This window comes from Duganella sp. (assembly GCF_039595735.1).
In the GTDB taxonomy this organism is placed as follows: domain Bacteria; phylum Pseudomonadota; class Gammaproteobacteria; order Burkholderiales; family Burkholderiaceae_D; genus Rugamonas.
Genome location: NZ_JBCNLB010000012.1, coordinates 131,492 through 158,109 on the forward strand (window position 1 = coordinate 131,492; position 26,618 = coordinate 158,109).

Here is a 26,618-nt window from a genome sequence, read left to right on the forward strand (position 1 = left end):
CAAGCGCGCGCAAAACGGAGTACGATGCCGCTTTCTGGACCACCCATCAAGGAACAGCATGGAAACCAACTCCAAATGGATCGATATCGAAACCGCTGACGGCAAGTTCGGCGCCTACCTGTCGCTGCCGCGCGGCGGCAAGGGCCCGGGCATCGTGCTGCTACAGGAAATCTTCGGCGTCAACCAGCATATCCGCAACGTGGCCGACCAGTATGCGGCCGACGGCTACGTGGTGCTGGCCCCGGACATCTTCTGGCGCCAGGGCCAGCGCATCGAACTGGGCTACGACGACGAGCAGTGGAAGCGCGCCTACGCGCTGATGCAGGCCACCGACTTCGACAAGGCCCAGCAGGATGTCGCCGCCACCGTCAAGGTGCTGCGCAGCCACGTCGGCGACGCCAGGGTGGCCTCGCTCGGCTTCTGCTTCGGCGGCCGCCTGTCCTACCACACGGCCGCCAACGGCCTGGTGGATGCGGCCGTGGCCTACTACGGCGGTGGCATTCAGAACGCGCTCGATCGCGCCCCGGACATTCAAGTGCCGGTGCTGATGCACTTTGGCGCCGAAGACAGCCACATCCCGCTGGATGCGGTGAAAAGCATTGCCGAACGCTTCGACCACAACGAGCAGGTGGAAATCCATGTCTACGACGGCGCCGAGCATGGCTTCAACTGCAACCACCGCGGCTCCTACCATCAGCGCGCCGCCGCCGAGGCACACGGCCACTCGCTGATCTTCCTGAGCGAGAACCTCTAAGCCAGCGCGCGCCCCATGGCGCGCTTCCAATCCGGCGCGCGGGGGCAACTCGGGGCCGGATTCAGCTATGTCCGCGGCGCTTTCAGGCGCCGCAGCTGCAACGTCACGCCGATCAGGAACAGCACAAACAGCACGCCGGTAATGGCTTTCAGTTCGGGGGCCTCGGCATTGGCCAGCAACGGCGCGCCCAGCGGCAGGCGGGTGGTGGTTTCCGTCACCGCCGGGATCATGTGGAACAGGAAGGTCAGCGAGTAGCTGACGATGGCCACCTTGGGCGACTTGATGCGCCACGCCAGCGCCAGCACCACCAGCGTGATCACGCCCAGCGCGTGCGGCTTGCCGAAACCGCCATGTTGATAGATGCCAAAGCCGGTCAGGCAGGTCAGCACGGTGGTCCAGATGTAGACCTTGCCCAGCGTGCTGGCCGGATCGATGTTCTTGTGCCGCACGAAGGCAATCAGCGCGGCTGCCACCGCGACCAGGCTAATCAGGGTGTGGATCACGCCCAGGTAAGTAAGACCGTAGATCATCGCGCATCCTTTCAGGGTTGATGCGCTGATCGTACACAGGATTGCGGCCGCGGTCGTACCACTAAAGGGCTATTGCGGCCTGCGTTAAAATGACGGCATCACTGTTGAGAATGGCATCATGGCGCGCTTGAAACTGGACTTCCCGGACGAGTTGTTTATTTTTTCCACCCAGCTGACGGTGCGCGTGACCGACATCAACGGCGCCAACCACCTCGGCAACGACTCGATGATTTCCATGATCTCGGAAGCGCGGGCGCGCTTCCTGTACGACTACGGCGTGCAGGAGACCGGGCAGGACGGCATCGGCATCATCGTCACCGACCTGGCCACCACCTACCGCGCCGAAGCCCATGCGCGCGACCAGCTGGTGTTCGAGGTCGGCGTGATGGACTTCAACCAGTACGGCGGCGACATCATCTTCCGCATCCGCCGTCCGCGCGACGGCAAGCTGGTGGCGATGGCCAAGTACGGCTTCGTCTTCTTCAACTACAAGACCAGCCAGGTCACGCCGATGCCGCCGGAGTTCCTGGCCAAGTTCCCCAAGGTCAACCGGCTGGATTAACGCCTGGCCACTTTCGGCACGATGGCCTGGTTGAACCAGTCGTCCAGCATCTGCTTTTCGTAGCGCAGCGGATCGCTGTCGAAGTAGCCGCCAAAGCGGTTCTGGTAATTCATGTTCGACAGCTGCTCGTCGCCGCTGCGCAGTACCTGGCCGTTCTGTTCCAGCGTGTACTTCAGGTGCACATGCGGCCAGTCGGCGCCGCCGTTCATGATGCGGATCTCGTCGCCGCCGCGGCGCGGATACAGGCGGCCGGCCAGGTCGATGTCCAGCACCTCCACCTTCAGCTGCTGCCCGGCCGGCAGCTTCTTGTCCAGCGTCTTGAAGTACTCGTTGAATTGCTGCAGCGTGCGCTCGCGCTCGATGGCGTTGCGCGGCACGTCGGTGTAGTCCTCCGGCTTGACGTAGCTGACCGACACTTGCGCCAGGGCGGCGCTGGAAGCCAGCAAGGCCGCGACGGCGGCCAGCACGGTTTGGTTCAATCGGCGCATGATGCGTTCCCCCCTTTGCATGGATATGAACAATATAGGCCGTTTCGCGCCCAAAATCCCGCGCTGAATAAGTTTGTTACCAATCGGCGCACAGCATGCATGTCACAAGCCTGTCATACCAGATCGATAATATTGCGGCCGGCCATAAACTACAACAGGGTACATACCATGACCGAGCAACTCGATACTTCCCGTCGCAGCATCCTCAAATTCCTCGCCGGCGCGCCCTTGCTGCCGCTGGCTGGCGGCAGCGCCACTGCCGCCCTGCTGTCCGCCTGCGGTGGCGGCGACGCCGCCGCCCCGGCCGCCCAGCTGATGTCCGTGAGCTTCTCCGGCATGGCGGCGCCATCGCTGGCCGACGCGCCGAAAATGGCCACCACCACCGTCGCCTCGGCCATGCAGGCGCTGTACTCGGACGGCAAGACCGTACCGTACAACCTGGCGTACCAGACCTTCTTCATCACCGGCGCGCAAGTGCCGAACGGCAGCGGCGGCACCATCCTGGCCGGCGGCTACTGGGACATCAACAACAAGCCGATTCTCGACCAGACCGATCCGTCGTCGCGCCAGTTCTTCTCGGACGCGCCGGACGGCACCTCGCTGCTCAAGCTGCCATCGACCACCGTGCCCAACATCAAGGGCAACGCCGTGTTTGCCGTGGTGCAGTTCGAATACACCACCCGCAACGTCAAGGGTGATTCGGTGTATGGCATGCTGCCGTCGCCGATCGCCATCCTGACGCTGGACCAGGACAAGACCACCGGCGCGCTGACGCTGGTGAAATACCACAACGTCGACACCAGCCCGGCCAACGGCCTGTGGATCACCTGCGGCGCCAGCCGTTCGCCATGGAACACCCACCTGTCGAGCGAAGAGTACGAACCGGATGCGACCACCATCGCCAGCAACACCCAGTTCGCCAACTTCTCGACCAATCTGTACGGCGACGCCGCCAAGGCCAATCCTTACCACTACGGCCACCTGCCGGAAATCACGGTCAATCCGGATGGCACCGGTTCGTGCAAGAAGCACTACTGCCTGGGCCGCATCTCGCACGAACTGGTGCAGGTGATGCCGGACGAGCGCACCACCCTGATGGGTGACGACGCCACCAACGGCGGCCTGTTCATGTTCGTTGCCGACAAGGCCAAAGACCTGTCCAGCGGCACCCTGTACGTGGCCAAGTGGAACCAGGTCAGCACCGACAACGGCGGCTCGGCCACGCTGTCATGGGTCAAGCTGGGCAGCGCCACCTCGGCCGAGATCAAGGCCCTGGCCGACCAGCTGAAAGCGGCCGACATCATGGACGTGAAGACTGCCGATCCGAACGACGCCAGCTACACCAGGATTCCGTTCAGCGGCAAGTTCAACTGGATCAAGATCAAGCCTGGCATGGAAAAGGCCGCAGCCTTCCTGGAAACCCACCGTTACGCAGCCTTCAAGGGCGGCAGCCTGGGCTTCACCAAGATGGAAGGCACCACCGTCAACGCCAAGGACAAGATTGCCTACTCGGCCATCGCGGCCATCGGTTCGGCCATGACCAACGGTTCGGGCGGCATCGCGATCAAGGGCCCGAGCGCGGGCGCCGTGTATGCGCTGAACATGAAGGGCGGCCAGGTCGACACCAGCGGCGCCGCCATCAACAGCGAATGGGTACCGGTCGACATGGCTGCCGTGCCGGCGCTGCTGAGCGAAGACCTGAAGACCGCCGACGCGCTGGGCAATCTGGCCAATCCGGACAAAGTGGCCAATCCGGACAACATCAAGTTCTCGGAAAAACTGCGCACCCTGTTTATTGGCGAGGACAGCGGCACCCACGTCAACAACTTCCTGTGGGCGTACAACGTCGACACCAAGGCGCTGACGCGCATCCTGTCGACGCCGTCGGGCGCCGAGTCGACCGGTCTGCACGCGGTGGACGACATCAACGGCTTCGCCTACATCATGAGCAACTTCCAGCATCCGGGCGACTGGGAAGCGGCGCTGCACGGCAAAGTGCAAGCCACGCTGGATCCGCTGATCCGCGCCAACTACCGCGACCGTTACGGCGCGGCGGTCGGCTACATCACCGGCTTCCCGGCGCTGAGCTTCTGAGCCACATCATTCCTTAGGTAATTCACAGCCCGCAAGCGCCAAGCGCTTCGCGGGCTTTTTTTCGCGCCAACGCTGCAACTGGGTCGCCAACAGTTTTTCATCGGGCAGCAACATGCGGTAGTCGGCGGCGATGATTTGACTGGGCAGGTTATCCAGCGCATAGCGTGCTTCGTCCGCGCCTTTGGCCGCGCACAGGATCAGGCCGACAGGTGGATTCTCGCCGGGTTTGGTCCAATGCTCCCGAGCATAATTCAAGTAGAGGTGCATTTTTCCGGCATCACCTGCATCAAACTTGCCAGTTTTAAGCTCAATAACGACCAGGCACTGCAGGCGGCGATGGAAGAACAGCAGATCGATGCGAAACCACGTATCGTCCAGCCGCAGCCGACGCTGCCGGCCGACAAAGGCAAAGTCGTCGCCCAGTTCCAGCAGAAAGTCCGCCATGTGCTGAATCAGCGCTTCCTCAAGATCGGACTCCGAATACTCGTCTTTCAGATTCAGGAACTCCAGCACAAAAGGATCCTTGATGGCTTCCTCTGGCGTGACGATATCCTCGGACCGCGTCTGCTCGCCCTGCCTGTTCATGCGCCCCTTGTTCGCAGACAAAGCCGTGCGCTCGTAGAATTGGCTATTCACCTGCCGCTCCAGTTGCTTGACCGACCAACCATTTCTCAGCGCTTCCGACTCGTAAAAAAGCCGCGCTTCAGGCTGCTTAACCGACATCAACCGAACATAGGCTGACCACGGCAACTCCAATTTGCCAGAAATCGTCTGGCAGATTTCCGGCCAGCACACATAGAAATTCCTCATCTGCTGCAAGTTCTGCCTGCTGAAGCCTCGGCCGAAGCGCTTGCTCAAATCTTCTGACAGTCTTATCAATAACTGGTCGCCATACAGTGCACGCTGATCGCCCTTCTGCTCATATTCCACAATACGCTTACCGATTTCCCAATAAGCCCGGGTCATCAATGAATTGACATGACGCGCGGCGCTGCTGCGCGAGGATTCAAGAAGTTCGACAATCTGCGCGTGAATGGCGTCGTAGTTGGCGATGAGCATTTTCTGCCCCTCCAAGGCGTGAGATTAAACAAATCCTAGCCTTGGTTAGCTGACCTCCTTTAGATTCAACGCAACCGAAACGCTCAGGCGATGGTGGCGACGGTTCCGCCTTCGGCGCGAATGGCGGCGCCGTTGATGACGGCGGCGCGCTCGCTGGCCAGGAAGGCCACCACGTTCGCCACTTCGTGCGGCTTGGCCAGGCGGTAGATCAGCGACGACGGCCGGTTCTCGGCCATGAACTTTTTCTCGGCCTCGGCGTACGACAGGTCCGGATTCACCGAGGAGATGAAGCCTTTCAGGCTTTCCGTCTCCGTCGGCCCCGGCAATACCGAGTTCACCGTGACGCGGCTGCCCTTGGTCAGTTCCGCCAGGCTGCGCGAGATCGACAGTTGGGTCGCCTTGCTCGCGCTGTAATGCGCCATGGCCGCCATCGGCGTCAGCGCGACTTCGCTGGAAATGAAGATCACCCGTCCATGGCCGCGCTCCAGCATGCCTTTCATGTAGGTGCGGGCCAGCCGCACGCCGCTCCAGACGTTGACCTCGAACATGCGCTGCCAGTCAGCGTCCGAGGTGGCGAAGAAATCGCTCAGCGCATACGTGCCCATGTTGTTGACCAGGATGTCCACTTGCGGATAGCGCGCTGCGGCCACCTGCTCGCTGCCGGCCACGCTCATGTCCGCCAGCAGCGGCAAGGCGCGCCCGGCGCCAAAGCGCTGGTTCAGGGCGGCCACCGCCTGCGCCACACCGGCTTCGCTGCGGCCGTTGATGATCACGTTGGCGCCGTCTTCCAGCAATTGCACGGCAATCGCATTGCCAGTGCCAGCAGTCGATGCGCTCACCAGCGCGGTTTTTCCTTGCAAGTTCAAATTCACGATGGGTCGTCAAAGTGGGTTGGAATGGCCGCAGTATGCGTTGTGCCGATTACTTTGATAATCCATCGCAATGGAATAATATTTAAGAATTCAATTCACAGATGAGTCAATATGGATAACCGCAGCGGCGAAATGATGGTGTTTGCCAGAGTGGTGGAAAGCGGCAGTTTTTCGGCCGTCGGCAAGCTGCTGGATCTGACGCCGTCCGCCGTCAGCAAGCTGGTGGGACGGATAGAGGGGCGGCTGGGAACGCTGCTACTGCAACGCTCCACCCGCCAGTTGACGCTGACCACGGAAGGCAAGCAGTTCTACGACAGCTGCGTGCGCATCCTGGACGATATCGAGGAAGCCGAACAAGGCATCGCCACCGGCAAGGCCGCCGCCCATGGCGCGCTGCGGGTGAATGTCTCGCTGCCGTTCGGCACCCACCAGTTTCTGCCGCTGATTCCCGAATTCAGCCAGCGCTATCCCGATATCCGCCTCGACCTGTCGCTGACCGACGCCCTGGTCGATCTGCAGCGCGAGCGGGTGGATGTGGCCATCCGCATGGGCACGCTGGCCGACGCCAGCTTTCAGGCCCGTCCGCTGGGCACCAGCCGGCTGGCGGTGGTGGCCTCGCCCGACTATCTGGCAGCGTGCGGCGTGCCGCGCCATCCCGACGATCTGGCGACGCATCGCTGCTTCAACTTCAACTTCCGCCGGGTGCGCGACGAGTGGCCGTTCCGCCTGGACGGGCAGACGGTCTACCGGCAAGTCGGCGGCGGCATGCTCACCAACAATGGCGAGACCATGCGCCTGCTGACGCTGAACGGCCTCGGCATCAGCCGCCTTGCCCTGTTCCACATCGGCCAGGACCTGGCCGACGGCAGGCTGGTTGAATTGCTGCCGGAATTCAATCCCGGCGATACGGAGGAAATCCACGCCATCTTCCGCCAGCAGCGTTACATGCCGCAGCCGGTGCGCGTGTTCATCGATTTTCTGGTGGAGAAACTGGCGCCCTAACGTGCGGCGCCCCCGGCCGATGCGGCGGCATAATGCAGCTGCATCCTTCCCCGGGAGAACCATCATGTGGAAACCAGCCTGCGCCGTCATCTTGAGCATCCATCTGGCCAGCTGCGGCGGCGGCTCGGTTTCCGTCGGCGTCGGCGCACCGATCCCGCCGCTCACGCCGACGCCCGCCGGCCCCGACACGCTGGCCTCGGGCTTCAAGGTGCCGTGGTCCATCGCCTTGCATGGCAGCACCCCGCTGGTGAGCGAACGCGACACTTCACGCGTCCTGGCCGTGGCGGAAAACGGCACCCTGACCACCATCGCCACCATTGCCGGCGTGAACGGCAGCGGCGAAGGCGGCCTGCTGGGCATCGCCGTGCGCGAGGGCTATCTGTACGCTTACTTCACGGCCGGGACGGAAAACCGCATCGCGCGCTTCCCGCTGAGCGGCGCGGGCAGCGCCACGCAACTCGGCGCGGCGCAGGTGCTGCTGAGCGGCATTCCCGCAGGCAGCACCCACAACGGCGGGCGCCTCGGCTTCGGCCCGGACGGCATGTTGTACGCTTCCACCGGCGATGCCGGCAACAGCAGCCGCTCGCAAGACCTGAGTTCGCTGGGCGGCAAGATCCTGCGCATGACGCCGGACGGCCGCATCCCGTCCGACAATCCCTACGCCGGCTCCTATGTCTACAGCTACGGCCACCGCAACGTGCAAGGCCTGGCCTGGGCCAGCGACGGCACCATGTACGCGTCCGAGTTCGGCCAGAACACCTGGGACGAGCTGAACCAGATCAAAGCCGGCGGCAACTATGGCTGGCCGGTGGTGGAAGGCAAGGCCGGCGACGCCAGGTACACCGACCCGCTGCAGCAATGGCCGACCGCCGACGCCAGTCCGAGCGGCATCGCCATCAGCGGCGGCAACATCTACCTGGCCAATCTGCGCGGCGAGCGCCTGCGCAAGGTGCCGCTGTCGGCCACCAGCACCGCCAGCGAGTTCTACGTCAAGGAATACGGCCGCCTGCGCGACGTGGTGGCCGCACCCGGCGGCCGGCTCTACCTGCTCACTAACAACACCGACGGCCGCGGCACGCCGCGCGCCGGCGACGACCGCCTGCTGAGCATCCCGGCGCCCTGACCGCAGCGTATTTACAAAAATCTTTGTTTTTAGATAGTAATATTGCCAAAAACGAAGTATTGTTGTGATCGCACATATGCGTTACAGAAGACTAACGCTGCGCCGTTGCGCCACACTGCGACGTACAATCAGTTGGGGAAGTGTTGTGTAAGGCAACGGGAATATTTATTGCCTGTTGTTAATGGCTTTGGGTCAGACTACAATCGGGAAATTCACCTCAGTCGTGTCATTTTGCGGAAGTTGTTCATATGTCTTTTTTGTCCTCAGCTGCGCCCAAGTTGGCACCGTGGAAAGTCCTGTTGGTCGATGACGAACCGGACATTCATGACATCACCAAGCTGACCCTGAGCCGCTTCCGCCTCGACGGCCGCGCCCTCACCTTCCTGCACGCTTACAGCGGCGCCGAAGCCAAGGAAGTGCTGGCGCGCGAGACCGATATCGCGCTGGTGTTCCTGGATGTGGTGATGGAAAAGGAAGACAGCGGCCTGGAAGTGGCGCGCTGGATGCGCGAAGACCTGGACAACCAGTTCACCCGCATCGTGCTGCGCACCGGCCAGCCCGGCCAGGCGCCGGAAGAACGCGTGATCGTCAACTACGACATCAACGATTACAAGGAAAAGACCGAGCTCGACCGCACCAAGCTGTTCACCACCACCTTTGCCGCCCTGCGCGCCTACCGCGACATCATGAAGGTGGAAGAGGCGCACCGCGCGCAAGTCAATTACCGCGAAGGCCTGGAGCGCGTGATCGCCGCCTCGGCCCACATCTTCCAGCAACGCAACCTGAAAGACTTCGCCAACGGTCTGCTGCAGCAGGTGGTGGCCTTGCTGCGCCTGGAGCACAGCATGCTGCTGCGCCTGCGCGGCGCCACCGCCATCAGCGGCGAAAACGATTACGAAATCCTGGCCCAGATCGGCGACGAGGAAGGCACGCTGCTGACGCCGCAAGTCATGGCCCAGCTGGACGCCGCCAAGAGCAACAAGATCTCGCGCGTGGAAGGCGACACCTACATCGGCTACTTCCCCAACAACAGCGGCAAGGCCTCGCTGCTGGTGCTGAAAGGCGTGGAAGAAATCTCGGAGATCGACACCAAGCTGCTGGAAGTGTTCTGCTCCGGCGTCGCCATCGCCTTCGACAACATCCTGCTCAACCAGGAAATCACCGACACCCAGGCCGAGCTGATCCTGCGCCTGGGCGACGTGGTGGAGTCGCGCTCGAACGAAGCCGGCAACCACGTGCGCCGCATGTCGGAAGTGTGCCATCTGCTGGCGCAGGCGGCCGGTCTGCCGGAAGATGAGGTGGCTGTGCTGCGCCACGCCGCGCCGATGCACGACATCGGCAAGATCGCCACGCCGGACGCGGTGCTGCTCAAGCCGGGCAAGCTGGATGCCGCCGAGTGGGAAATCATGAAGCAGCACCCGACCGTGGGCCTGTCCATCCTGGACGGCTCGCAGCGCCCGATCCTGAAAGCGGCCGCGGTGATCGCCCACCAGCATCACGAGAAATACGACGGCAGCGGCTATCCGCAGGGCTTGAAGGGCGAGGACATCCACCACTACGCCCGCATCGTGGCGGTGGCCGACGTGTTCGACGCGCTGATGCACAAGCGCTGCTACAAGGATGCGTGGCCGATCGAGAAAGTGGTCGACCACCTGCGCGAAGTCGCCGGCCACCACCTCGATCCGGTGTATGTGGACCTGCTGATCAAGAACATCGACAAAGCGCTGGCCATCAACGAACGCTTGCCGGATTGAATAAGCATATTAGCAATTGTTCGTAGGAACTAGATTTCCTTGCTCGTAAGATCGTGGTCTGTCTCCTCAGACCACGCAAGGAAATCACGATGTACAAACACGCCCTCCCGCCCCTGCTGCTGCTGGCTGAACTGCTGGCCGCGCTGCCGGCCGCGCACGCGCAAGACAGCGCGAATATCGATCAAGTGACCATCGTCGGCTCGCGCGCGCGCAACCGCACCGTATTCGATTCGGCAGTGCCGATCGACCGCTTTGGCGCACGCGAGGTCGAGAACGCCCTGTCCAGCGGCGAAGTGGGCGCGGCCCTGCAGGCGCTGGCGCCCTCGATCAATTTCCCGCGCATTGAATCCAGCGGCGCTGCCGACTCGGTGCGCGGCGTGCAGCTGCGCGGCCTGGCGCCCGACCAGGTGCTGGTCCTGATCAACGGCAAGCGCCGCCACGCCAGCGCCGTGCTGGATACCGAAAGCAGCTTTGCCGGCACCGTGCCGGTGGACGTCAACGCCATCCCGCCCGGCGCCATCGACCACATTGAAATCCTGCGTGACGGCGCCGGCGCGCAATACGGCAGCGATGCCGTGGCCGGCGTGATCAACATCGTGCTCAAGCAGCAGCGCAGCGGCGGGTCGGCCTCGGTCAGCTATGGCGCCAACCATACGCAGTTCGAACCGACCGGCGAACGCAAGACCGACGGCCAGACCGTCATCGTCAACGCCGACTACGGCGTGCCGCTGGGCGACGCCGGCTACTTGCGCTTCGGCGCCGAAAGCCGCAGCCGCAACCCGACCCAGCGCGCCGGCGCCAGCGACGCCGGCTGGACCTCGTGGAACGCGACCCCGGCCGATCTGGCGCTGGACGGCAAGGTGGTATTCAAATCGGGCGACGCGCAATCGCACAACAACTACGCCTTCTACAACGCGCTGCTGCCGCTGAGCGAGCGTGTGGATGCCTACTCCTACGCCACCGTCAACAAGCGCCAGTCGGACGGCAGCGCCTACTTCCGCTATCCGGGCGATCCGTCCAACGTGCTGGCGCTGTACCCGAACGGCTACCGTCCGGTGACGCATGGCGACGCCAGCGACGTCAGCGTGGTGGCCGGCGCGCGCACGGCCAGCGCCGGCTGGAACTGGGATCTGAGCGCGCGCCACGGCAGCAACATCTTCCACTATGACCTGAGCAACTCGGCCAACGCTTCGCTCGGCGCGCAAAGCCCGACCAGCTTCCATCTGGCCACGTTTGACTATCGCCAGAACGCAGTGAATGCCGACCTTACCCGCGCGCTGAACTGGGGCGTGCCGCTCAACCTGGCGCTCGGTGCCGAGTATATCCGCGAGACTTACACCAGCGCGCCGGGCGATGCGGCCTCCTACGCCGCCGGCCCCATCACCGATGCGCCGCCGGGCGCGCAAGCCGGCCCGGGCTTGCGCCCGCAAGACGCGTTTGACGGCAGCCGCGATGTCCGCTCGATCTACGCCGATATCGAAAGCGACCTGACCAGGCAGCTGCTGGTGGGCGCCGCCGCGCGCTATTCGGACTACAGCGACTTCGGCAGCGCCAGCACCGGCAAGCTGTCGGCGCGCTACAAGTTCACCGAGCAATTCCTGTTGCGTGCTTCGGTATCGAACAGCTTCCGCGCACCGGCGCTGGTGCAGACCGGCTTCCGCTTCTCCACGCTCAACTTCAACAGCGACGGCAGCGGTTTGCAGACCGCCTCGCTGCTGCCGGCCAGCGATCCGCTGGCGCGCGCGTTCGGCGCCCAGGCGCTGAAGCCGGAAAAGTCCACCAACCTGTCGCTGGGCCTGGCGTGGAAGCCGGCGCGTGCCACCAGCTTCACGCTGGACGGCTACCGCATCCGCATCAAGGATCGCATCACCCGCACCAGCGACCTGCAAAGCGATGCCGCCACCGCCTATCTGGCCGGCATCGGCCGCAGCGATATCCAGTCGGTGGCCTACCTGGCCAACCTGCTGGACACCACCACCACCGGCCTGGACGCGGTGCTGAACCACGACCTGACGTTCACCGGCGCCAGGCTGAACCTGAGCGCCGCATTCAACCTGAACCAGACGCGCATCGACCGCGTGCACCAAACTTCAGCGGCGCTGGCGAAGATCGATCCGGAGCTGAGCGTGCTGACCGACAGCAGCCTGTTCCGCATCCGCAATGCCTCGCCCAAAAACAAGCTAGTGCTGGGCGCCGACTGGCAGGCGGCCGGCTGGAGTGTGCAGGCGCGCGCCACGCGCTTCGGCCCGCTGAAGGATTTCTCGTATGACGACCAGGCCGAAGTGATCGACGGCGTGCACGCGCAGCGCTTTGGCGCCGTGTGGACGCTGGATCTGGAGGCGCAATACAAGTTCAGCCAGCAGCTCACGCTGGCGGTCGGCGCCGACAATCTGCTGGACCGCTATCCGCAGCGCGTGCGCGCGACCAACAACGCCACTTACGGCGGCGCCCTGCCCTACAACTTTATCAATCCGATCGGCGTGAATGGCGCATACTTCTACGGCCGCCTGCGCTACACCTTCTAAAGGAATCCCATGAAAAAACTGTTGACCGCCCTTGCCCTCAGCGTGGCCTTCGCCGCACCGGCCTGCGCCGCCAAAAACGCCCTGGTGCTGCAAACCGACTTCGGCACCTCGGACGGCGCCGTCTCCGCCATGCGCGGCGTGGCCTATGGCGTCGATGCCAACCTGACCGTGGCCGACCTGACCCACAACATTCCCGACTACGACATCTGGGTCGGCGGCTACCGCCTGTTCCAGACCGCGAACTACTGGCCGGAAGGCACGGTGTTCGTGTCGGTGATCGATCCGGGCGTCGGCACCACGCGCAAATCGGTGGTGCTGAAGACCAAGGCCGGCCGCTACTTCGTCGGTCCGGACAACGGCCAGTTCACCCTGATCGCCGAACGCGACGGCGTGGCCGAGCTGCGCGAGATCGATGAGAAAGTCAATCGCCTGGCCGGTTCCGGCGAGTCGTACACCTTCCACGGCCGCGACGTGTATGCCTACGTGGGCGCGCGCCTGGCTTCGGGCAGCATCAGCTACGAGCAGGTGGGGCCGTCCCTGCCGGCGGCATCGGTCATCAAAATCCCGTACCAGAAGGCGGTGCTGGAAAACGGCAAGCTGCGCGGCATCGTGCCGGTGCTGGACGTCAAGTACGGCAACGTCTGGACCAATATTCCCAAGGCGCTGTTCGAGCAGCTGGGCGTCAAGGAGCACGAGCCGCTGCGGGTCCGCCTGTTCCACAACAAGAAGCTGGTCAACACCGTGGTGGCGCCGTATGAGCACACCTTTGGCGGCGTGGCCAAGGGCAAGCCGCTGGTCTACCTGAACAGCCTGCTGGACGTGTCAATCGCCCTCAACCAGGGCAATTACGCGGCCAAAAACAACATCAATTCCGGCGTGGAGTGGGAAGTGGAAGTCAGCAAGGCAAAGTGATAGGACGCGCCTCTGCCTGATGGCGGAGGCAGCAAAAAAGCATGATGTTCCCTGCTAGTATCGGCGCTTTCCCAGACCAGAAAGGAACATCATGAAATCTCGCTTCATTCTCGGCGCCGCCGCGATCGCCGGCGCATTGGCCTTCCCAACCGCCTTTGCCGCAGAGGCCAAGCCGACCGTGGTACTGGTGCACGGCGCCTTTGCCGACTCATCGAGCTGGGATGGCGTCACCGCCAAGCTGGAAAAAGACGGCTACACCGTCATCGGCGCCGCCAACCCGCTGCGCAGCGTCAAGACCGATGCCGCCGCCGTGGCCTCGGTGCTGAAAAGCGTGAACGGTCCGGTGGTGCTGGTGGGCCACTCGTATGGCGGTTCCGTGATCAGCGCGGCGGCCGCCGGCGCCGCCAACGTCAAGGCGCTGGTGTATGTGGCCGCGTTTGCGCCGGATGCCGGCGAAAGCGCCGCCGCCTTGGCCGGCAAGTTCCCGGGCAGTACGCTCGGCCCGACGCTGGCGCCGCCGGTGGCGCTGGCCGATGGCAGCAAGGACCTGTACATCCAGCAAGCCAAGTTCCACAGCCAGTTTGCCGCCGACGTGCCGGAAGCCAAGGCGCGCCTGATGGCCGCCGGCCAGCGTCCGATCACCGACGCCGCGCTGAACGAAGCCTCGCCGGCGCCGGCCTGGAAAACCATTCCTTCGTGGTTCGTCTACGGCAAGGCCGACAAGAATATCCCGGCCGCCGCGCTGGACTTCATGGCCAAGCGCGCCAATGCGAAAAAGACGGTGGTGATTGACGGCGCCTCGCACGTGGTGATGACCTCGCACCCGGCCGAAGTGGCCAAGCTGATCGAGGAAGCGGCCAGCGCCAAATAAGTCAGTGCTGGTTTTCCTGCTGCTTCACCATGCGTTCGGTCATGGCACGCAGCGATTTCAGCGCGTTGGTGACGAATTCAATCTGCTTGTCGTCTTCCGCGCGCTGGGCATCAAACGGCGGCAGCGGCATCTGGAACGGATTGGCGGCGGCCTGGGCATCGGCATCGGCCGACGCCTGTTGCTCGGCATACGCGGCATAACCGTCGCCATTGTCGCTGGCCGCCGTGTCCGGCGCAGCGCTGTCCGGTGACGCCTTCAGGATGCCAGCCGCCTGTTTCAGCTGGCTGGCCAGGTCTTTCAACTGCTGCAAGACAGCCTTGGCGTCCTTGCCGCCAAACAGCAGCAGCATGCGCCGCAGGGCGTCGATCTGCTTCTTGATTTCGGCCACGCGTTCGCGCGCCAGGGATTTCTGATCCTGGTCGGCGCGGCGCGACAAGGCATCAATGGCCTCGGCATTTTTCTTGGCCATGTCCAGCTGCTTTTGCAACAGCTCCAGATAGGAGTCGGTGCCGTCGTTGAAGCCGGATGAGCTTTGGATGGTGATGGGTTGCATGAGTCAATCTCGCAAAAGGCTGGTCGCTCTTATCTGATACAGGCGACACCGGCGGCGTTCGCGTTAAACTCATGCTTTTCCTACAACCATGGGTCTGCCATGAACCAGACGCTGTCCCGCCCGGCCCTGATCAGTTACTACCTGGTGATCCTGTTGCTGGTGGCGACCCCAACGTTGTTACTCTGGCACCAGTTCGGCATGACCAGGACGCTGGAGATCTCCCCCCGCCATCCGCACGCGGTCGCGCTGGCGGATGACAGGAAGGAATTAAACGGCGATTCGGTGTCGACGCTGATACGCACCGACGATGCGCTCATCATGCAGTGCCAGCCGGGCGCCGCCGCCGTCTATCGGTTTTGCAAGATGCAATTTCTGGTGGGCGATCCGACCAAGGGCGTGGACTTTTCCCAGTTCGACACGATTACCTTCGACATGCGCTATGCAGGCGAGCCGAAAGTCTTCAAGCTGCATTTGTTGAATTTTGAACCGGAGCTGTCCGTTGTCGGGAACTGGAACTCGCAGCGCTTTAACGAAGCCGAAATTCAATTGCCGCCGCAGCCGGTCTTCACTATTCCGGTCAACGTGGTGCACACGGCGGAGTGGTGGCGCAGCTCCAGCAAAGTGCCTTTATCCCAAAGCTATACGCGGCTGGACCACGTCACGGCGATCGAACTGTCCACCGTCACGCTGACTCCCGGGCAACCGGTCACGATGGAGGTGCGCTCGATCAAGTTCCGCGGCAAATGGATATCGAAGACCAATCTTCTGATGGGCCTGGTCTCGGCCTGGATCGGCTGCGGCCTGCTGGGCTTGTCGCTGGGCCTGCTGCACTTGCGCTTCAGCCTGTCGGCCAGCAATTCACGCCTGGAAAGCCTGACCGCCATCGATCGCGAACGCAAGGCGGCCGAGGCGGCGCGCGAGGCGGCGCTGGCCGAAGCACTGCGCCTGGCGCACCAGCGCAGCAACTTCATCGCGCAGATGAGTCATGAATTACGCACCCCGCTGAATGCCATCATGGGCTACACGCAGCTGCTGCGCAATAACCGCCAGCCGCTGACCGAACAGCAGGCCACCAGCCTGGCGACCATCCACGAGAGCAGCCAGCATCTGCTCAGCCTGATCAACGACATCCTCGACCTGGCGCGGGTGGAAGCCGGCAAAATGGTGCTGTACCCGGCCGCCACCTCGCTCAGCGTTTTCCTCAAGGGCGTGGTCGACATCATGCGCGTCAAGGCCGAGGAGAAAGGCCTGAGCTTCAGCTACCAGCTTGCCGCCGATCTGCCGGCTGCCATCACCATCGACCAGACCCGCCTGCGCCAGGTATTGCTCAACCTGCTGGGCAACGCCGTGAAGTTCACCGATCGCGGCACGGTGTCGCTGCGGGTGCTGCCGGCGCCGTCCGCGCCCGACCCGGCCGTCGATGACGGCCAACCCTGCACCGGTCTGCGCTTCGAGGTGGCCGACAGCGGCATCGGCATGAGTGCCCAGCACCTCGGGCGCATTTTCCAACCCTTCGAGCAAATGGGCAACATGGAGCGGCGCGAAGGCGGGGCGGGTCTGGGCTTGGCCATCAGCCAGCAACTGGTGCGCCTGATGGGCGGCACCATCGCGGTCGTCAGCGCGCCGGGCAAAGGCAGCACCTTCTCCTTCGAACTGCTGGCGCCGGTGGCGGCCAACAGCCCGGCCGCCGCGCAGCCGGCGCAAGCCATGGTCGGCTACGAAGGCGAACGCAAGCGACTGCTGATCGTCGATGACGTGCCGCAAAACCGCGCCATGCTGGTGGATTTGCTGCACTCGATAGGCTTTGTCGTGGCCGCGGCCGAGAATGGCCTGGAGTGCCTGGTCTTGCTGGACAGCTTCCGGCCCGAGCTGATCATCATGGATGTCATGATGCCTTTGCTGGACGGCAACGAGACCATGCGGCGCATACGCAAGATGCCGGCCTCGGCGCACACGCCGATCATCGCGGTGACCGCCGGCGCCAGCCAGGACGATGAATCGCGCTGCTTTGAAGCCGGCGCCAACGCCTTCCTCGTCAAGCCGATCGATCACGCAGCCCTGCTGCACACCATCGGCACTTTGCTGTCGCTGAGCTGGATTGCCGACGCCGCCCCGGCGCAACCCGGCAACCTGGTGGAGGACCATGGCGCCAGCCTGGTGGCGCCGCCGGCCCAGGAAATCGAGGCGCTATGGCAACTGGCGCAGCTCGGCAACATGCGCGAGATCAGGAAGTGGGCCGACTACCTGCAGGCGCTCGATCCGGCCTACGCGCCTTTCGCGGAGCGCCTGCATACTCTGGCGCGGGGCTACCACTCGCTCGCGCTGACGGCCTTCGTGCTGCGCTACCGCGATGAGCCGGCGCCGCCGCAGCCGTGAAGTCACTTGCGCTTGATCTTGGGGAAACGCAGTTTGTAATGCAGGCCCATGCCCGGCGCGCTCACCACTTTCACGGTGCCGCCCAGCGCGCCCGTGACCAGGTTGTACAGGATGTGCGCGCCCAGTCCGCTGCCGCCCGAGCCGCGCTTGGTGGTGAAGAAGGGATCGAACAGCTGTGACAGGGTGCTGGTGTCCATGCCGACGCCATCGTCGCTGTACTCGAAGTCGACAAAGTCGCCGTCGACCTTGCCGCTGATCTTGATCTTGCCCGACTGCCCTTCCTCGAAACCGTGCACCAGCGAATTGACCACCATATTGGTGACGATCTGCGAGACGGCGCCGGGGAAGCTGGCCATGTTGATGTGCTCCTCGCAATTGATCTCGACCTGGATCGGCTTGCCCTTGAGCTTGGGCTGCAGCGACAGCAGCACCTCGTCCAGGTACTTGCGCAGGTTGAAACTGCGGATATCGTCGGACGACTGATCGACCGCCACCTGCTTGAAGCTGCGCACCAGCGCCGCCGCGCGCTGGGTATTGGTGGTCATGATCTTGAGCGACTGGTCGATGATGTCGAAGAACTGGTTGAGGCCGTCCTCATCCAGGGTGCCATTCGCCAGGTCTTCGCGCGTCAGCTTGAGTTCCTCCACCAGGTGGCTGGTGGCGGTCACGCAGATGCCCAGCGGCGTGTTGATCTCGTGCGCCACGCCGGCCACCAGCCGGCCCAGCGAGGCCAGTTTTTCCTGCCGCACCAGTTCACCCTGCGCATCCCTGAGCGAGGTCAGCGCGCTTTCCAGCGCGGCATTCTGTTCTTCCAGCTGTTCTTTCGACAGGCGGATCTGGCGGTCGGCCTGCATGCGCGCGATCGCCACCGCCACGTGGCTGGCCATGAAGGCCAGGATGTCGAGGTCGGCCTGGGTGTACTGCACCTGGTCGTCATAGCTTTGCACGACGATCACGCCATACGCCACGTCGCCCAGCAGCATCGGCGCGCCCATCCAGCTGTGGATATCGACATTGCCGAGCGGATGTTCCATTTCGCCGCTGTCCACCAGCGCCTTGAAGCCGGCGCGGTCCAGCAGCATGGCCTGCTTGCGCTGCAGGATGTAAGAGGACATGCCGACGCCATAATCGAAGCGCTTGACCGGCACCTGCTCGTCCTTCTCGTCGACAAAATAGGGAATGCTGATTTCCCGGGTGTCCGGGTGGTACAAGGCCATCAGGAAATTCTTGGCCGGCACCAGTTCGCTGATGATCTGGTGCAGGCGCATGTTCAGGCGGCTGCCGCCGGTGGCGGTGGCCGACAGGTTGGCCAGCTCGTACAGGCCGCGCTGGATATTTTCCGCGCGGCGGCGCTCGGCCACCTCGTGCTGCAGCTGAGCGGTGCGCTCCTGTACCGCGCGCTCCAGCCGGTCCACGCTCTGCAAGCCCTGCAGCGCGCTGGACACATGGTGCGAGATCAGCGAGAACAGCGCCTGGTCTTCCTCGCTGAAAGTGTGTTCCTTGTCATAGCTCTGGATCACCACCGCGCCCAGCACCTGGTGGTTCTGGTCCAGCAGCGGGCAGCCCATCCAGTGCTCGGCAATGGTGCCGATGCCGAAGTTGGCATTGTCCTCGCGCTTGGAGACGTGCTCGGCGGCCGTCATGATGATGGCTTCGCGGTTCAGGATCACCGCGGCCGTGGGCGACTTGCCGGGCACCAGCTCAAACAGCTCGTCGCGGCTGGGCGGCTCGTCCACTTCGTCGACGTAATACACAAAGCGCACCAGATTCGGCGGGCCGTCCTCGTTGCTCAACGCGACAAAAAAGTTGGCCGCATACATGATGCGCCCCAGCGCGGCATGCACGGCCTGCAGGAATTCACTGATATCGGTACAGCTACTGGATTTCTGCCCGATTTCGAGCAGCACGGTTTGGACGGCTTCCAGCCGGGAGAGTCGACTTTCCATCATTTTCCTATGTTATGGCCATTGCGGTACATGCGCATAGGAAATACTAGCAGGTCCGGCCCGGTCTGGGCCAGCGCCATGATGCGCTCAGAGCCGGGCAACATGCGCTGCCCGGCTTGCGCATTTGCGCGGTGACGTCTACTTAGGCAGCGTCCGAGGTTTTACGCTTTCGACGCGCAGCCACTGCGCCGACCAGGCCCAGGCCGCCCAGCAGCATGCCGTAGGTCGCTGGTTCCGGCACAGCGGTCACGGTGGCGCTACCGGTGTAGGCGCCAGCGGCTTTCGACAGCACGGTGCCGCTCACCAGCAGGAAGTAGTTGCCAGCGGCCAGCGGGCCGGTGCTCAGTTCCCACTGATCGGTTTTGCCGGTCGACAGCTGGGTACCTTTCAGCACCAGGCCGTTGTCGTCGAACAGGCTCAGGCCCAGAATGTCCAGACCGTTTTTAGCATTGCCGGACGACGAGAAGGTGTCGGCAAAGATTGAGCTGCCCGCGCTCAGGGTGAAGGTGTAACGTTCGGCAAAGGTGTTGCCGGCATTGTTGCCGGTGATCAGGTGGCCGAAGAAGTCGCCACCGCTGCTCAGGTCCAGCGCGACATCCGGATTGCTGATATCCGCTGCCATGGCACCTTGTGCCATCAGGGCTGCGCCAGCCACAACTACTGCGCCTACGATGCGTTTTGCTGTTTTCATGAAACCTCCTTTAATCAAAAAAAAGCGGTGTGAATACACCGCGCGAGGAGATTGCAATTTAACAGCAGAGCCCGTCAAAACAGGCCCCGCACGATTGATTGTTACAGTCGCTTACACGTTTATTTAACGAAATCTTAATTCTATTCAAGCATTAGAGCTTGCAAGAACTAAGTTACATTTAAGCTAATCTTAAGGCTTTTTAAAGCCATTTTCTACCCACATGGAAGCAGATGTTGCGCTGAGTTTAAAGCTGGGCGCCACCCGCACGCGCGCCAGCTCTTCGCCATACTGGTCGACTGCGCTCAGGGTAGCATAAGGTTCGTCCTCGTCGGGGGTAATGTCGAGACACACCTTGACCGGCCCCTCGTCCGTCCCCACCGTCACATTCTTGTGCAGCTGGGCGTGCAGTTGCTGCTCATGGCGGCGGATCACTTCGCTGGCGGTCTTGACCAGCGTATTGAAGGCATTCACATCCAGCGGCTTGGGATTCTTCTTGTCGCGCCCCATGGTCCACGGCCCCACCAGCGCCGGCTCCGGCTCGCCATCCTTGATCATGGCCACGGCCCAGCCGTCGTCGTCTTCATTCTTGATCACGCGGGCGGTCCAGCCATTGCCCTGCCACAGGCGGTCTTCCTGCACCAGGGCGTCGTCGTCGGATTCGGGGTAGTCGTTGCTCATACTTATGGTCGTTTCGAAAGAAAAGTCGGGGTGGAATAATAAGCGGCTCGCCCCGTAACAACAATAGGAAGCCGACCATGAACCGCAAGATTTTATCCGCCCTGCTGGCCGCCACGTGCGGCAGCGCCTGCGCCCAGAGCAGCGTCCAGCTGTATGGCCGCCTCAACGTCGGACTGGAAAGCGTGCAGAACGACGGCGTGCGCGTCTCGCGGCTGAGCAACAACCGTTCGGTGCTGGGGTTCCGCGGCGAGGAAGACGTCGGTGGCGGCGTCAAACTGCTGTTCCAGATCGAGGGCACGCTGTCGCCCGACACCGGCGCCGGCAGCCCGGCCGCGCGCGACACCCGTCTCGGCATCAGCGGCAACGGCGGCACCTTGTTTGCCGGCAACTGGACCACGCCCTACAACGGCGCCACCGCCAGCCTCGATCCCTACTATCCGACCACCGCCGGCTACATGAGCCTCATGGGCAACGGTGCTGCGGCCACCGTCAACAACATCAGCGACACCTCGTCCTTCGACCGCCGCCAGCAAAACAGCGTGCACTACTGGACGCCGCTATGGCACGGCCTGCAATTGCGCATCGCCCAAGGCGTGAGCGAGGAACGCCCGGCCAGCGGCGCCAGACCGTCGCTGAGTTCAGCCGCGCTGGTGTACGAACAAGGCGCCTGGTACGCCACCGCCGCCTACGAGCGCCACCATGCATACCAGGGCCCGGGACTGAACGACAGCGCCGCCAAGCTGGCCGCCGCCTACCGCTGGGGCGATACCCGGGTGGCGCTGGCAGCCGAGCGGCTGCGCTATGAAACGGCGGCCGGCACCCTGGCGCGCCACGACGTCTATCTGTCCGTCACGCAGCAGATCGGCCGCCACGGCATCAAGCTGGGCGTCGCCCATGCCGGCAATGGCAGCGGCAGCGCGCCGGACGGCACCACCATCGGCTTCGCCCGCAAGGGCGCGGACACCGGCGCCACCCACGCCACGCTGGGCTATGACTACACCCTGTCCAAACGCAGCGCCGTATATGCCTATTACAGCCGCCTGGCCAACCGCCGCAACGGCGTGGCGGACTTTGCCATCAACAGCCTGGGCGCGCAACCGGGCGCCACGCTCAAGGGCGTGGTGCTGGGGCTGCGGCACAATTTCTGAGCACAGCGCAAAAGCCCGCAACGCATGCGGGCTTTTTTGATGCGGTCTCAGGCGACCTCAGCAGGTCATGCAAGGTGGCCGCTCGGTGATGGGCGGCTTCAGCGGCGTGATGCGCGGGTCGATGGCCGGCTCCGGCATCTGGTAGCTGAACGGCGTGATGATGATAGGCGGTATGGTTGGAGGCGCCGAGGGCGGGCCTTTCGGGCCTCCGCCGGACAGGCGCTGGGCGCTGCGCTGGCGCCGTGTACATTGACGTACCGAAGGGATCGATTGCCCCTCGCTCATTGCTAGCCAAGCCATGTTCATGCCCTCCATGTGCAAGTGAGATTATCAGTTTAGACCACCATAACTTTAAATCAAGGGCTAATCCCGCCTGCGGCACCGCTCATCGCGGCGTCCGCGCGTTCCATCCCGCAAATCCGCCAGTCTGTCGCAATCCGATGGCTGATGCGGGCCGGCCCCGGTACAGTTCCATCATGCCAAACGGCATGGACAACATAACGAACCGGGGTAACGCCATGAATAGCAAAGCCAAAAAACTGATCTTCGCCACCCTTATCTTCCTGCTGGCTGTTGCCGCATGGCAGTCGGTGTTTGGCGACGGCATGTCCGTCAATATCGACGGCGATGAAATCGACGGTCCGCTGGGCGCGGTGCTGGCGGTGATGTTCGGCGGCGCCGGCATGCTGCTGGCCGGCGTGATCATGACCTGCGTGGCGATCTTCCTGTGCGTGCTGTTCGCCAGCCTGGGCATCCTGGCGGTGTTTGGCGTCGGCCTGGCGGCCGTGGTGGCGGTGGCGGTGGTCTCGCCCCTGCTGCTGCCGCTGCTGATCCCGATCGGCCTGTACTGGCTGTTGGTCAGCCGCCCGCGCAAGCAGCGGAGCATGCAACAGCCGGTCTAAAGTTTTAAACCGGAAGCGGCCGGGACCTGATGCCCCGGCCGATCCGCCTCCGCATCCATCAATTCCACCCGGTTACGGCCGCCACGCTTGGCGCAGTACAGCGCCTGATCCGCCCGGATCAGGGCCGGGTTGCCACCAGGCGCCGCCCCGCCCATCGCCGCAATCCCGATGCTGACCGTGATGTCCAGCGTGTGGCCATCGTCGAGCAGCATCGGCGTCTGTTCCACCCGCTGGCGCAGACGTTCGGCAAACACCGCTGCCGCATCCAGATCGGTGCCCGGCAGCAGGATGGCAAATTCCTCGCCGCCGATGCGGCCCAGCATGTCGATCTTGCGCTGGCCTTCGCGCATCAGGTCGGCCAGCTGGCGCAGCACGGCGTCGCCGGCCGCGTGACCATGTTCATCGTTGATGCGCTTGAAGTGGTCGATATCCAGCAGCAGCACCGCCGCGCAGGCGCCGATGTCGCGTTGCAGCCGGCCCTCCTCTTCCTGCAGCCGGCCCATGAACTCGCGCCGGTTTGGCAGGCCGGTCAGGAAGTCGGTGGTGGCCAGCACGCGCAGTTCGTCGTCCATGCGGCGCCGCTCGGTGATGTCCAGCGTGGAGACGATCACGAAATCCAGGCTGTGCGTGTGGCCTGGCATCACCAGCAGGGTCAGTTCATTCAGGCGCGCCACGCCATCCAGCCGCTCGAAACTGCCCTCGCAGGCAAAGAAGTGCTGGCCCTGCGCCAGCGCGGTGACGGCGCGGGCGAAATTCGGCAGGGCGGCGGCGTCGAAGTTTTGCGCCAGCGTCAAGCCGCTCACATCTTTACGGCCCGGCGGCGCCGCCACCTGCTCCAGCGCGGCCGCGTTGACGTCCAGGATGCGCACCAGCGACGCCAGCCGGCGCAGCTGGCTCGGATTGGCCTGCAGGTAGGCGGCCAGGTCGTCCACGCCAGACAATTCCAGTTCGGCCAGCGCATTGCGCAGCGCCGACCAGTCCTGCTCCCACAGCGCCACCGGCGCATGGTCGTACAGGCTGCGGAAGCGCGCCTCGCCGGCACGCAGCGCCACCGCGGCCTGCGCCTGTTCGATGGCAATGCCGGCCAGCCGCGCGCCCTGCTCGATCAGCGCGATGTTGGCCAGCGTGGGCAGGCGCGCCTCGCGGTGATAGATGGCAAACGTGCCCAGCACCGCGCCGCTGGTGCTGACGATGGGGTCGGACCAGCATGAGCCCAGCCCCGCCTGCAAAGCCAGGTCGCGATATTCCGCCCACGACGGCGCGCTGCGGATATCTTCCACGATCACGCGGCTGCGCGTCAGGATGGCCTGGCCACAGGCGCCCAGGCCGCTGTGGATGGACTTGCCGTGCACGGCGGCGTTGAAGAAGGCCGGCAGGCTGGGCGCCGCGCCGACCAGCAAATGTTCGCCGTCTTCGTCCAGCAGCAGAACGCTGCACAACATATCCTCATGGTCGGCCTCCACACCCTGCACCACGCTTTCCAGAATGGTTTGCAGCGGCGCGCCGGTGGCCAGCAATTCCAGCACGTGACGGCGGGTCTGTTCGCGCTGCTCGATGCGGGTGCGCTCGGTAATGTCGCGGAACGACCAGATGCGCGCCGGCTCGCTGCCCAATTGCAGGCCGCGCGTGTGCTTTTCGATCACCCGGCCATCCTTCAGATGCAGCACCTCGTGCTCTTCCGCCAGCGGCGCGCCGCGCTGCACGCCCGGCAGCAGCATCTGTGCCGGCTCGTCCAGCCGCAGGCCGCAGTCCGGATGGCGCAGCTGCGCACACATATGCGCCATCAGCACCGCACCGTCGCTTTGCCAGTCCAGGTGCTCGGGCACGTTCCACAACTCGCGGAAGCGGCGGTTGGAGTTGAGCACGGTGCCGCCCAGGTTGTCGACCAGGATGCCGTCCACGGTGGAATCGAGAATGCTGCGCAACATGGCCTGGCTGCGCTGGGCGCTGTCGGCCAGCACCAGCAGCGTGGTCTGGCCTTCCTTGAGTTCCTCGGCCAGCGCGCTGCTGCGCTGCTGTCCTTCACGCGCGCGCAAGCGGCCGCGCGCCAGCAGCCACGTCAGCCATGCCAGCAGCCCGCTCAGGGCCAGACCCAGGCCGCCGATCTGCTGTGCCTTGTCGCTGCGCGCCGGCGCCGCCGACGGCAGCATGGCGATGCGCAGTGTCCACCGATGGCTGGCTATGCTGATCTGCTGGCGCGTGAAGCGCAGGCCGTGGCTGGCGTTGGGCGCGCTGTCGTGCATCAGCTCATCCGGATTGATGCGGTCGCCGTCGTAGATTTCCACATCCAGCGCGGCCGCGCGCGGCCCGCCCAGCCCGGCCATCAGGTCGCCCACGCGGAACGGCGCGTACACCCAGCCGCTGATGGCGGCGCGCCGCTCCGCCAGGGTGCCGGTCGGCTGCGGATGGTTATACACCGGCAGCACCACCAGGAAGCCGGCCTGCTCCGGCGCACCGCCCTCCTGCACCAGGCGGATGCGCGCGCTCATGGCGGGCTGGCCGGAATCACGCGCCTGCTCCAGCGCGGCACGCCGGCGCGGCTCGGAGGCGGCATCGTAGCCGAAGGCGCGCCGGTTGCTGCCGCTGAACGGTTCAATGTAGACGATCGGCGCATACCAGGCGCGCTGGCCCGGCGGGAACACCTGGTAATCAGGAAAGCCGCCGCGCCGCACAATGGCCTGATGCGCCGCCAGCTGATGCGGTCCGATCAGCTGCATGTAGCCGACCCCGTGCACGCCGGGGAAGTGGCGGTTCAGGTCTTGCCCGGTGAGATAGGTCTGGAACTCGTCGCGGTCGACCTGCAGCGAGCTGGCAAACAGGCCCTGCACGCCGTACAGCACCTGCACATAGGTTTGCATGCGCTGGTCGAGATTGTTGACCAGTTCGCGCACGCGGCCATCAAAGTCCGCTTGCGCGTCCTGCTCGGCGTCGACGCGGGCGCTGTGCCACAACACCGCGGTGACACCCAGGCAAGCGCTCAGCACCAGTGCCGACAGGACCACTGGCGACAGCAGTCCCTGCAGCAGGCGGTGCAGCCTTGCCTGGGCGTCGGCGGGCATCTACACCTCCGTGCCCACGAACTGGTGGTAGCCGCGCGCGCGCAGGGCGCAAGCCGGGCAGGTGCCGCAGCCATAGCCCCAATCGTGCAGCGCGCCGCGCTCGCCCAGATAGCAGGTGTGGGTACCGTCGCGGATCAGGTCCACCAGCGCCTGGCCACCCAGTTCCTGCGCCAGTTCCCAGGTTTGCTTCTTGTCGCGCCACATCAGCGGCGTTTCCAGCTTGATGCGCGTGTCCATGCCAAGGTTGAGCGCCACCTGCAGCGCTTTCATGGTGTCGTCGCGGCAGTCCGGGTAGCCGGAGAAATCGGTTTCGCACATGCCGCCCACCAGCACCGTCAGGCCGCGGCGGTAGGCCACGGTGGCGGCGACCGTCATGAACAGCAGATTGCGGCCGGGGACAAAGGTGTTGGGCAGGCCATTGGCCTGGGTTTCGATGGCGATATCGTGGGTCATCGCGGTTTGCGAGATGACCGAGATCAGCGACAGGTCGATCATGTGATCTTCGCCCAGCTTCGCGTCCCAGTCGGCCGAGTGCGCGCGCAGGCTTTGCAGCAGTTGCGGACGCACCGTCAGTTCAACCGCGTGACGCTGGCCGTAGTCGAAACCGATGGTTTCAACGCGCGCGTAGTGTGTCAGCGCCCAGGCGAGGCAGGTGGTGGAGTCCTGGCCTCCGCTAAACAGGACCAGGGCGGAATCGGTAGGCAGCATAAGTTTTTCCA

Annotated in this window: 23 protein-coding genes; 12 read left to right on the forward strand and 11 right to left on the reverse strand. The window is 64.0% G+C overall.

Going from position 1 to position 26,618, the window contains the following annotated elements; genetic code table 11:
* Positions 1 to 58: 58 nt before the first annotated feature.
* Positions 59 to 754, forward strand: coding sequence for a dienelactone hydrolase family protein (locus ABDW57_RS19385; protein WP_343731815.1), 696 nt, complete (start codon positions 59 to 61; stop codon positions 752 to 754).
* 65 nt (positions 755 to 819) lie between these two features.
* Here ABDW57_RS19385 and ABDW57_RS19390 read toward each other — a convergent pair whose 3' ends face one another.
* Positions 820 to 1,284: a hypothetical protein gene (locus ABDW57_RS19390; protein ID WP_343731816.1), complete on the reverse strand. Its 465-nt coding sequence runs from the start codon at positions 1,282 to 1,284 to the stop codon at positions 820 to 822.
* Positions 1,285 to 1,402: 118 nt separating this feature from the next.
* Between ABDW57_RS19390 and ABDW57_RS19395 the strand changes: the two genes are divergently transcribed.
* Positions 1,403 to 1,846 carry a thioesterase family protein gene (locus ABDW57_RS19395; protein WP_343731817.1) on the forward strand — a complete coding sequence of 148 codons (444 nt, stop codon included), beginning with the start codon at positions 1,403 to 1,405 and terminating at the stop codon, positions 1,844 to 1,846.
* On the opposite strand, the gene ABDW57_RS19400 is transcribed toward ABDW57_RS19395, so the two are convergent.
* Positions 1,843 to 2,334 carry a DUF3016 domain-containing protein gene (locus ABDW57_RS19400; RefSeq protein WP_343731818.1) on the reverse strand — a complete coding sequence of 164 codons (492 nt, stop codon included), beginning with the start codon at positions 2,332 to 2,334 and terminating at the stop codon, positions 1,843 to 1,845. The two genes, ABDW57_RS19395 and ABDW57_RS19400, sit on opposite strands and share 4 nt — an antisense overlap.
* Before the next feature lie 168 nt (positions 2,335 to 2,502).
* Between ABDW57_RS19400 and ABDW57_RS19405 the strand changes: the two genes are divergently transcribed.
* Complete coding sequence (locus ABDW57_RS19405) at positions 2,503 to 4,428, forward strand: alkaline phosphatase PhoX (protein WP_343731819.1); 1,926 nt, start codon at positions 2,503 to 2,505, stop codon at positions 4,426 to 4,428.
* A gap of 6 nt (positions 4,429 to 4,434) precedes the next feature.
* On the opposite strand, the gene ABDW57_RS19410 is transcribed toward ABDW57_RS19405, so the two are convergent.
* Positions 4,435 to 5,487, reverse strand: a complete 1,053-nt coding sequence (locus ABDW57_RS19410; protein ID WP_343731820.1) for a PDDEXK nuclease domain-containing protein — start codon at positions 5,485 to 5,487, stop codon at positions 4,435 to 4,437.
* 83 nt (positions 5,488 to 5,570) lie between these two features.
* Entirely contained in the window at positions 5,571 to 6,359 is a 789-nt protein-coding gene (locus ABDW57_RS19415) for an SDR family NAD(P)-dependent oxidoreductase (protein ID WP_343731821.1), read from the reverse strand.
* A gap of 111 nt (positions 6,360 to 6,470) precedes the next feature.
* Between ABDW57_RS19415 and ABDW57_RS19420 the strand changes: the two genes are divergently transcribed.
* The 6 genes from ABDW57_RS19420 to ABDW57_RS19445 all read left to right on the forward strand — a co-directional run bounded on the left by ABDW57_RS19420 (position 6,471) and on the right by ABDW57_RS19445 (position 14,546).
* Positions 6,471 to 7,361 carry a LysR family transcriptional regulator gene (locus ABDW57_RS19420; protein ID WP_343731822.1) on the forward strand — a complete coding sequence of 297 codons (891 nt, stop codon included), beginning with the start codon at positions 6,471 to 6,473 and terminating at the stop codon, positions 7,359 to 7,361.
* A 64-nt stretch (positions 7,362 to 7,425) separates the two neighbouring features.
* Positions 7,426 to 8,484 (forward strand): PQQ-dependent sugar dehydrogenase, encoded by a 1,059-nt coding sequence (locus tag ABDW57_RS19425; RefSeq protein WP_343731823.1) that lies wholly within the window; start codon positions 7,426 to 7,428, stop codon positions 8,482 to 8,484.
* 248 nt (positions 8,485 to 8,732) lie between these two features.
* Complete coding sequence (locus ABDW57_RS19430; RefSeq protein ID WP_343731824.1) at positions 8,733 to 10,238, forward strand: HD domain-containing phosphohydrolase; 1,506 nt, start codon at positions 8,733 to 8,735, stop codon at positions 10,236 to 10,238.
* Between the two features lie 89 nt (positions 10,239 to 10,327).
* Complete coding sequence (locus tag ABDW57_RS19435; protein WP_343731825.1) at positions 10,328 to 12,763, forward strand: TonB-dependent receptor; 2,436 nt, start codon at positions 10,328 to 10,330, stop codon at positions 12,761 to 12,763.
* A gap of 9 nt (positions 12,764 to 12,772) precedes the next feature.
* Positions 12,773 to 13,675 (forward strand): S-adenosyl-l-methionine hydroxide adenosyltransferase family protein, encoded by a 903-nt coding sequence (locus ABDW57_RS19440; protein WP_343731826.1) that lies wholly within the window; start codon positions 12,773 to 12,775, stop codon positions 13,673 to 13,675.
* A gap of 91 nt (positions 13,676 to 13,766) precedes the next feature.
* Entirely contained in the window at positions 13,767 to 14,546 is a 780-nt protein-coding gene (locus ABDW57_RS19445) for an alpha/beta hydrolase (RefSeq protein ID WP_343731827.1), read from the forward strand.
* Between the two features lies 1 nt (position 14,547).
* On the opposite strand, the gene ABDW57_RS19450 is transcribed toward ABDW57_RS19445, so the two are convergent.
* Positions 14,548 to 15,099 (reverse strand): hypothetical protein, encoded by a 552-nt coding sequence (locus tag ABDW57_RS19450; RefSeq protein ID WP_343731828.1) that lies wholly within the window; start codon positions 15,097 to 15,099, stop codon positions 14,548 to 14,550.
* Positions 15,100 to 15,198: 99 nt separating this feature from the next.
* Between ABDW57_RS19450 and ABDW57_RS19455 the strand changes: the two genes are divergently transcribed.
* Complete coding sequence (locus ABDW57_RS19455) at positions 15,199 to 17,475, forward strand: ATP-binding protein (protein WP_343731829.1); 2,277 nt, start codon at positions 15,199 to 15,201, stop codon at positions 17,473 to 17,475.
* Positions 17,476 to 17,477: 2 nt separating this feature from the next.
* Here the strand turns inward: ABDW57_RS19455 and ABDW57_RS19460 are convergent, their stop codons facing one another.
* From ABDW57_RS19460 to ABDW57_RS19470, 3 genes are all read right to left on the reverse strand, one after another.
* The gene (locus ABDW57_RS19460; RefSeq protein WP_343731830.1) at positions 17,478 to 19,421 is read right to left on the reverse strand and encodes a GAF domain-containing sensor histidine kinase; all 1,944 of its coding nucleotides are present in this window, start codon (positions 19,419 to 19,421) and stop codon (positions 17,478 to 17,480) included.
* A gap of 142 nt (positions 19,422 to 19,563) precedes the next feature.
* The gene (locus ABDW57_RS19465; protein ID WP_343731831.1) at positions 19,564 to 20,112 is read right to left on the reverse strand and encodes an FxDxF family PEP-CTERM protein; all 549 of its coding nucleotides are present in this window, start codon (positions 20,110 to 20,112) and stop codon (positions 19,564 to 19,566) included.
* A 189-nt stretch (positions 20,113 to 20,301) separates the two neighbouring features.
* The gene (locus ABDW57_RS19470; RefSeq protein WP_343731832.1) at positions 20,302 to 20,790 is read right to left on the reverse strand and encodes a hypothetical protein; all 489 of its coding nucleotides are present in this window, start codon (positions 20,788 to 20,790) and stop codon (positions 20,302 to 20,304) included.
* Positions 20,791 to 20,867: 77 nt separating this feature from the next.
* On the opposite strand from ABDW57_RS19470, the gene ABDW57_RS19475 reads away from it, so the two are divergent.
* On the forward strand, positions 20,868 to 21,938 hold the full coding sequence (locus tag ABDW57_RS19475; protein ID WP_343731833.1) for a porin: 1,071 nt from the start codon (positions 20,868 to 20,870) through the stop codon (positions 21,936 to 21,938).
* Between the two features lie 57 nt (positions 21,939 to 21,995).
* Here ABDW57_RS19475 and ABDW57_RS19480 read toward each other — a convergent pair whose 3' ends face one another.
* Entirely contained in the window at positions 21,996 to 22,238 is a 243-nt protein-coding gene (locus tag ABDW57_RS19480) for a hypothetical protein (RefSeq protein ID WP_176645775.1), read from the reverse strand.
* A gap of 218 nt (positions 22,239 to 22,456) precedes the next feature.
* Here ABDW57_RS19480 and ABDW57_RS19485 point away from each other — a divergent pair, with 218 nt between their 5' ends.
* Entirely contained in the window at positions 22,457 to 22,840 is a 384-nt protein-coding gene (locus ABDW57_RS19485; RefSeq protein ID WP_343731834.1) for a hypothetical protein, read from the forward strand.
* Here the strand turns inward: ABDW57_RS19485 and ABDW57_RS19490 are convergent.
* Together ABDW57_RS19490 and queC are read right to left on the reverse strand one after the other, a co-directional pair.
* Positions 22,837 to 25,899: a CHASE domain-containing protein gene (locus tag ABDW57_RS19490; RefSeq protein WP_343731835.1), complete on the reverse strand. Its 3,063-nt coding sequence runs from the start codon at positions 25,897 to 25,899 to the stop codon at positions 22,837 to 22,839. The two genes, ABDW57_RS19485 and ABDW57_RS19490, sit on opposite strands and share 4 nt — an antisense overlap.
* Positions 25,900 to 26,607: a 7-cyano-7-deazaguanine synthase QueC gene (gene queC, locus ABDW57_RS19495; protein WP_343731836.1), complete on the reverse strand. Its 708-nt coding sequence runs from the start codon at positions 26,605 to 26,607 to the stop codon at positions 25,900 to 25,902. It abuts the gene before it with no gap.
* Positions 26,608 to 26,618: the final 11 nt, after the last annotated feature.

Coding starts and splice junctions, on each gene's coding strand:
- ABDW57_RS19385 (WP_343731815.1), top strand. CDS start 59: ATGGAAACCAACTCCAAATGGATCGATATCGAAACCGCTGACGGCAAG.
- ABDW57_RS19390 (WP_343731816.1), bottom strand. CDS start 1,284: ATGATCTACGGTCTTACTTACCTGGGCGTGATCCACACCCTGATTAGC.
- ABDW57_RS19395 (WP_343731817.1), top strand. CDS start 1,403: ATGGCGCGCTTGAAACTGGACTTCCCGGACGAGTTGTTTATTTTTTCC.
- ABDW57_RS19400 (WP_343731818.1), bottom strand. CDS start 2,334: ATGCGCCGATTGAACCAAACCGTGCTGGCCGCCGTCGCGGCCTTGCTG.
- ABDW57_RS19405 (WP_343731819.1), top strand. CDS start 2,503: ATGACCGAGCAACTCGATACTTCCCGTCGCAGCATCCTCAAATTCCTC.
- ABDW57_RS19410 (WP_343731820.1), bottom strand. CDS start 5,487: ATGCTCATCGCCAACTACGACGCCATTCACGCGCAGATTGTCGAACTT.
- ABDW57_RS19420 (WP_343731822.1), top strand. CDS start 6,471: ATGGATAACCGCAGCGGCGAAATGATGGTGTTTGCCAGAGTGGTGGAA.
- ABDW57_RS19425 (WP_343731823.1), top strand. CDS start 7,426: ATGTGGAAACCAGCCTGCGCCGTCATCTTGAGCATCCATCTGGCCAGC.
- ABDW57_RS19430 (WP_343731824.1), top strand. CDS start 8,733: ATGTCTTTTTTGTCCTCAGCTGCGCCCAAGTTGGCACCGTGGAAAGTC.
- ABDW57_RS19435 (WP_343731825.1), top strand. CDS start 10,328: ATGTACAAACACGCCCTCCCGCCCCTGCTGCTGCTGGCTGAACTGCTG.
- ABDW57_RS19440 (WP_343731826.1), top strand. CDS start 12,773: ATGAAAAAACTGTTGACCGCCCTTGCCCTCAGCGTGGCCTTCGCCGCA.
- ABDW57_RS19445 (WP_343731827.1), top strand. CDS start 13,767: ATGAAATCTCGCTTCATTCTCGGCGCCGCCGCGATCGCCGGCGCATTG.
- ABDW57_RS19450 (WP_343731828.1), bottom strand. CDS start 15,099: ATGCAACCCATCACCATCCAAAGCTCATCCGGCTTCAACGACGGCACC.
- ABDW57_RS19455 (WP_343731829.1), top strand. CDS start 15,199: ATGAACCAGACGCTGTCCCGCCCGGCCCTGATCAGTTACTACCTGGTG.
- ABDW57_RS19460 (WP_343731830.1), bottom strand. CDS start 19,421: ATGGAAAGTCGACTCTCCCGGCTGGAAGCCGTCCAAACCGTGCTGCTC.
- ABDW57_RS19465 (WP_343731831.1), bottom strand. CDS start 20,112: ATGAAAACAGCAAAACGCATCGTAGGCGCAGTAGTTGTGGCTGGCGCA.
- ABDW57_RS19470 (WP_343731832.1), bottom strand. CDS start 20,790: ATGAGCAACGACTACCCCGAATCCGACGACGACGCCCTGGTGCAGGAA.
- ABDW57_RS19475 (WP_343731833.1), top strand. CDS start 20,868: ATGAACCGCAAGATTTTATCCGCCCTGCTGGCCGCCACGTGCGGCAGC.
- ABDW57_RS19480 (WP_176645775.1), bottom strand. CDS start 22,238: ATGGCTTGGCTAGCAATGAGCGAGGGGCAATCGATCCCTTCGGTACGT.
- ABDW57_RS19485 (WP_343731834.1), top strand. CDS start 22,457: ATGAATAGCAAAGCCAAAAAACTGATCTTCGCCACCCTTATCTTCCTG.
- ABDW57_RS19490 (WP_343731835.1), bottom strand. CDS start 25,899: ATGCCCGCCGACGCCCAGGCAAGGCTGCACCGCCTGCTGCAGGGACTG.
- queC (WP_343731836.1), bottom strand. CDS start 26,607: ATGCTGCCTACCGATTCCGCCCTGGTCCTGTTTAGCGGAGGCCAGGAC.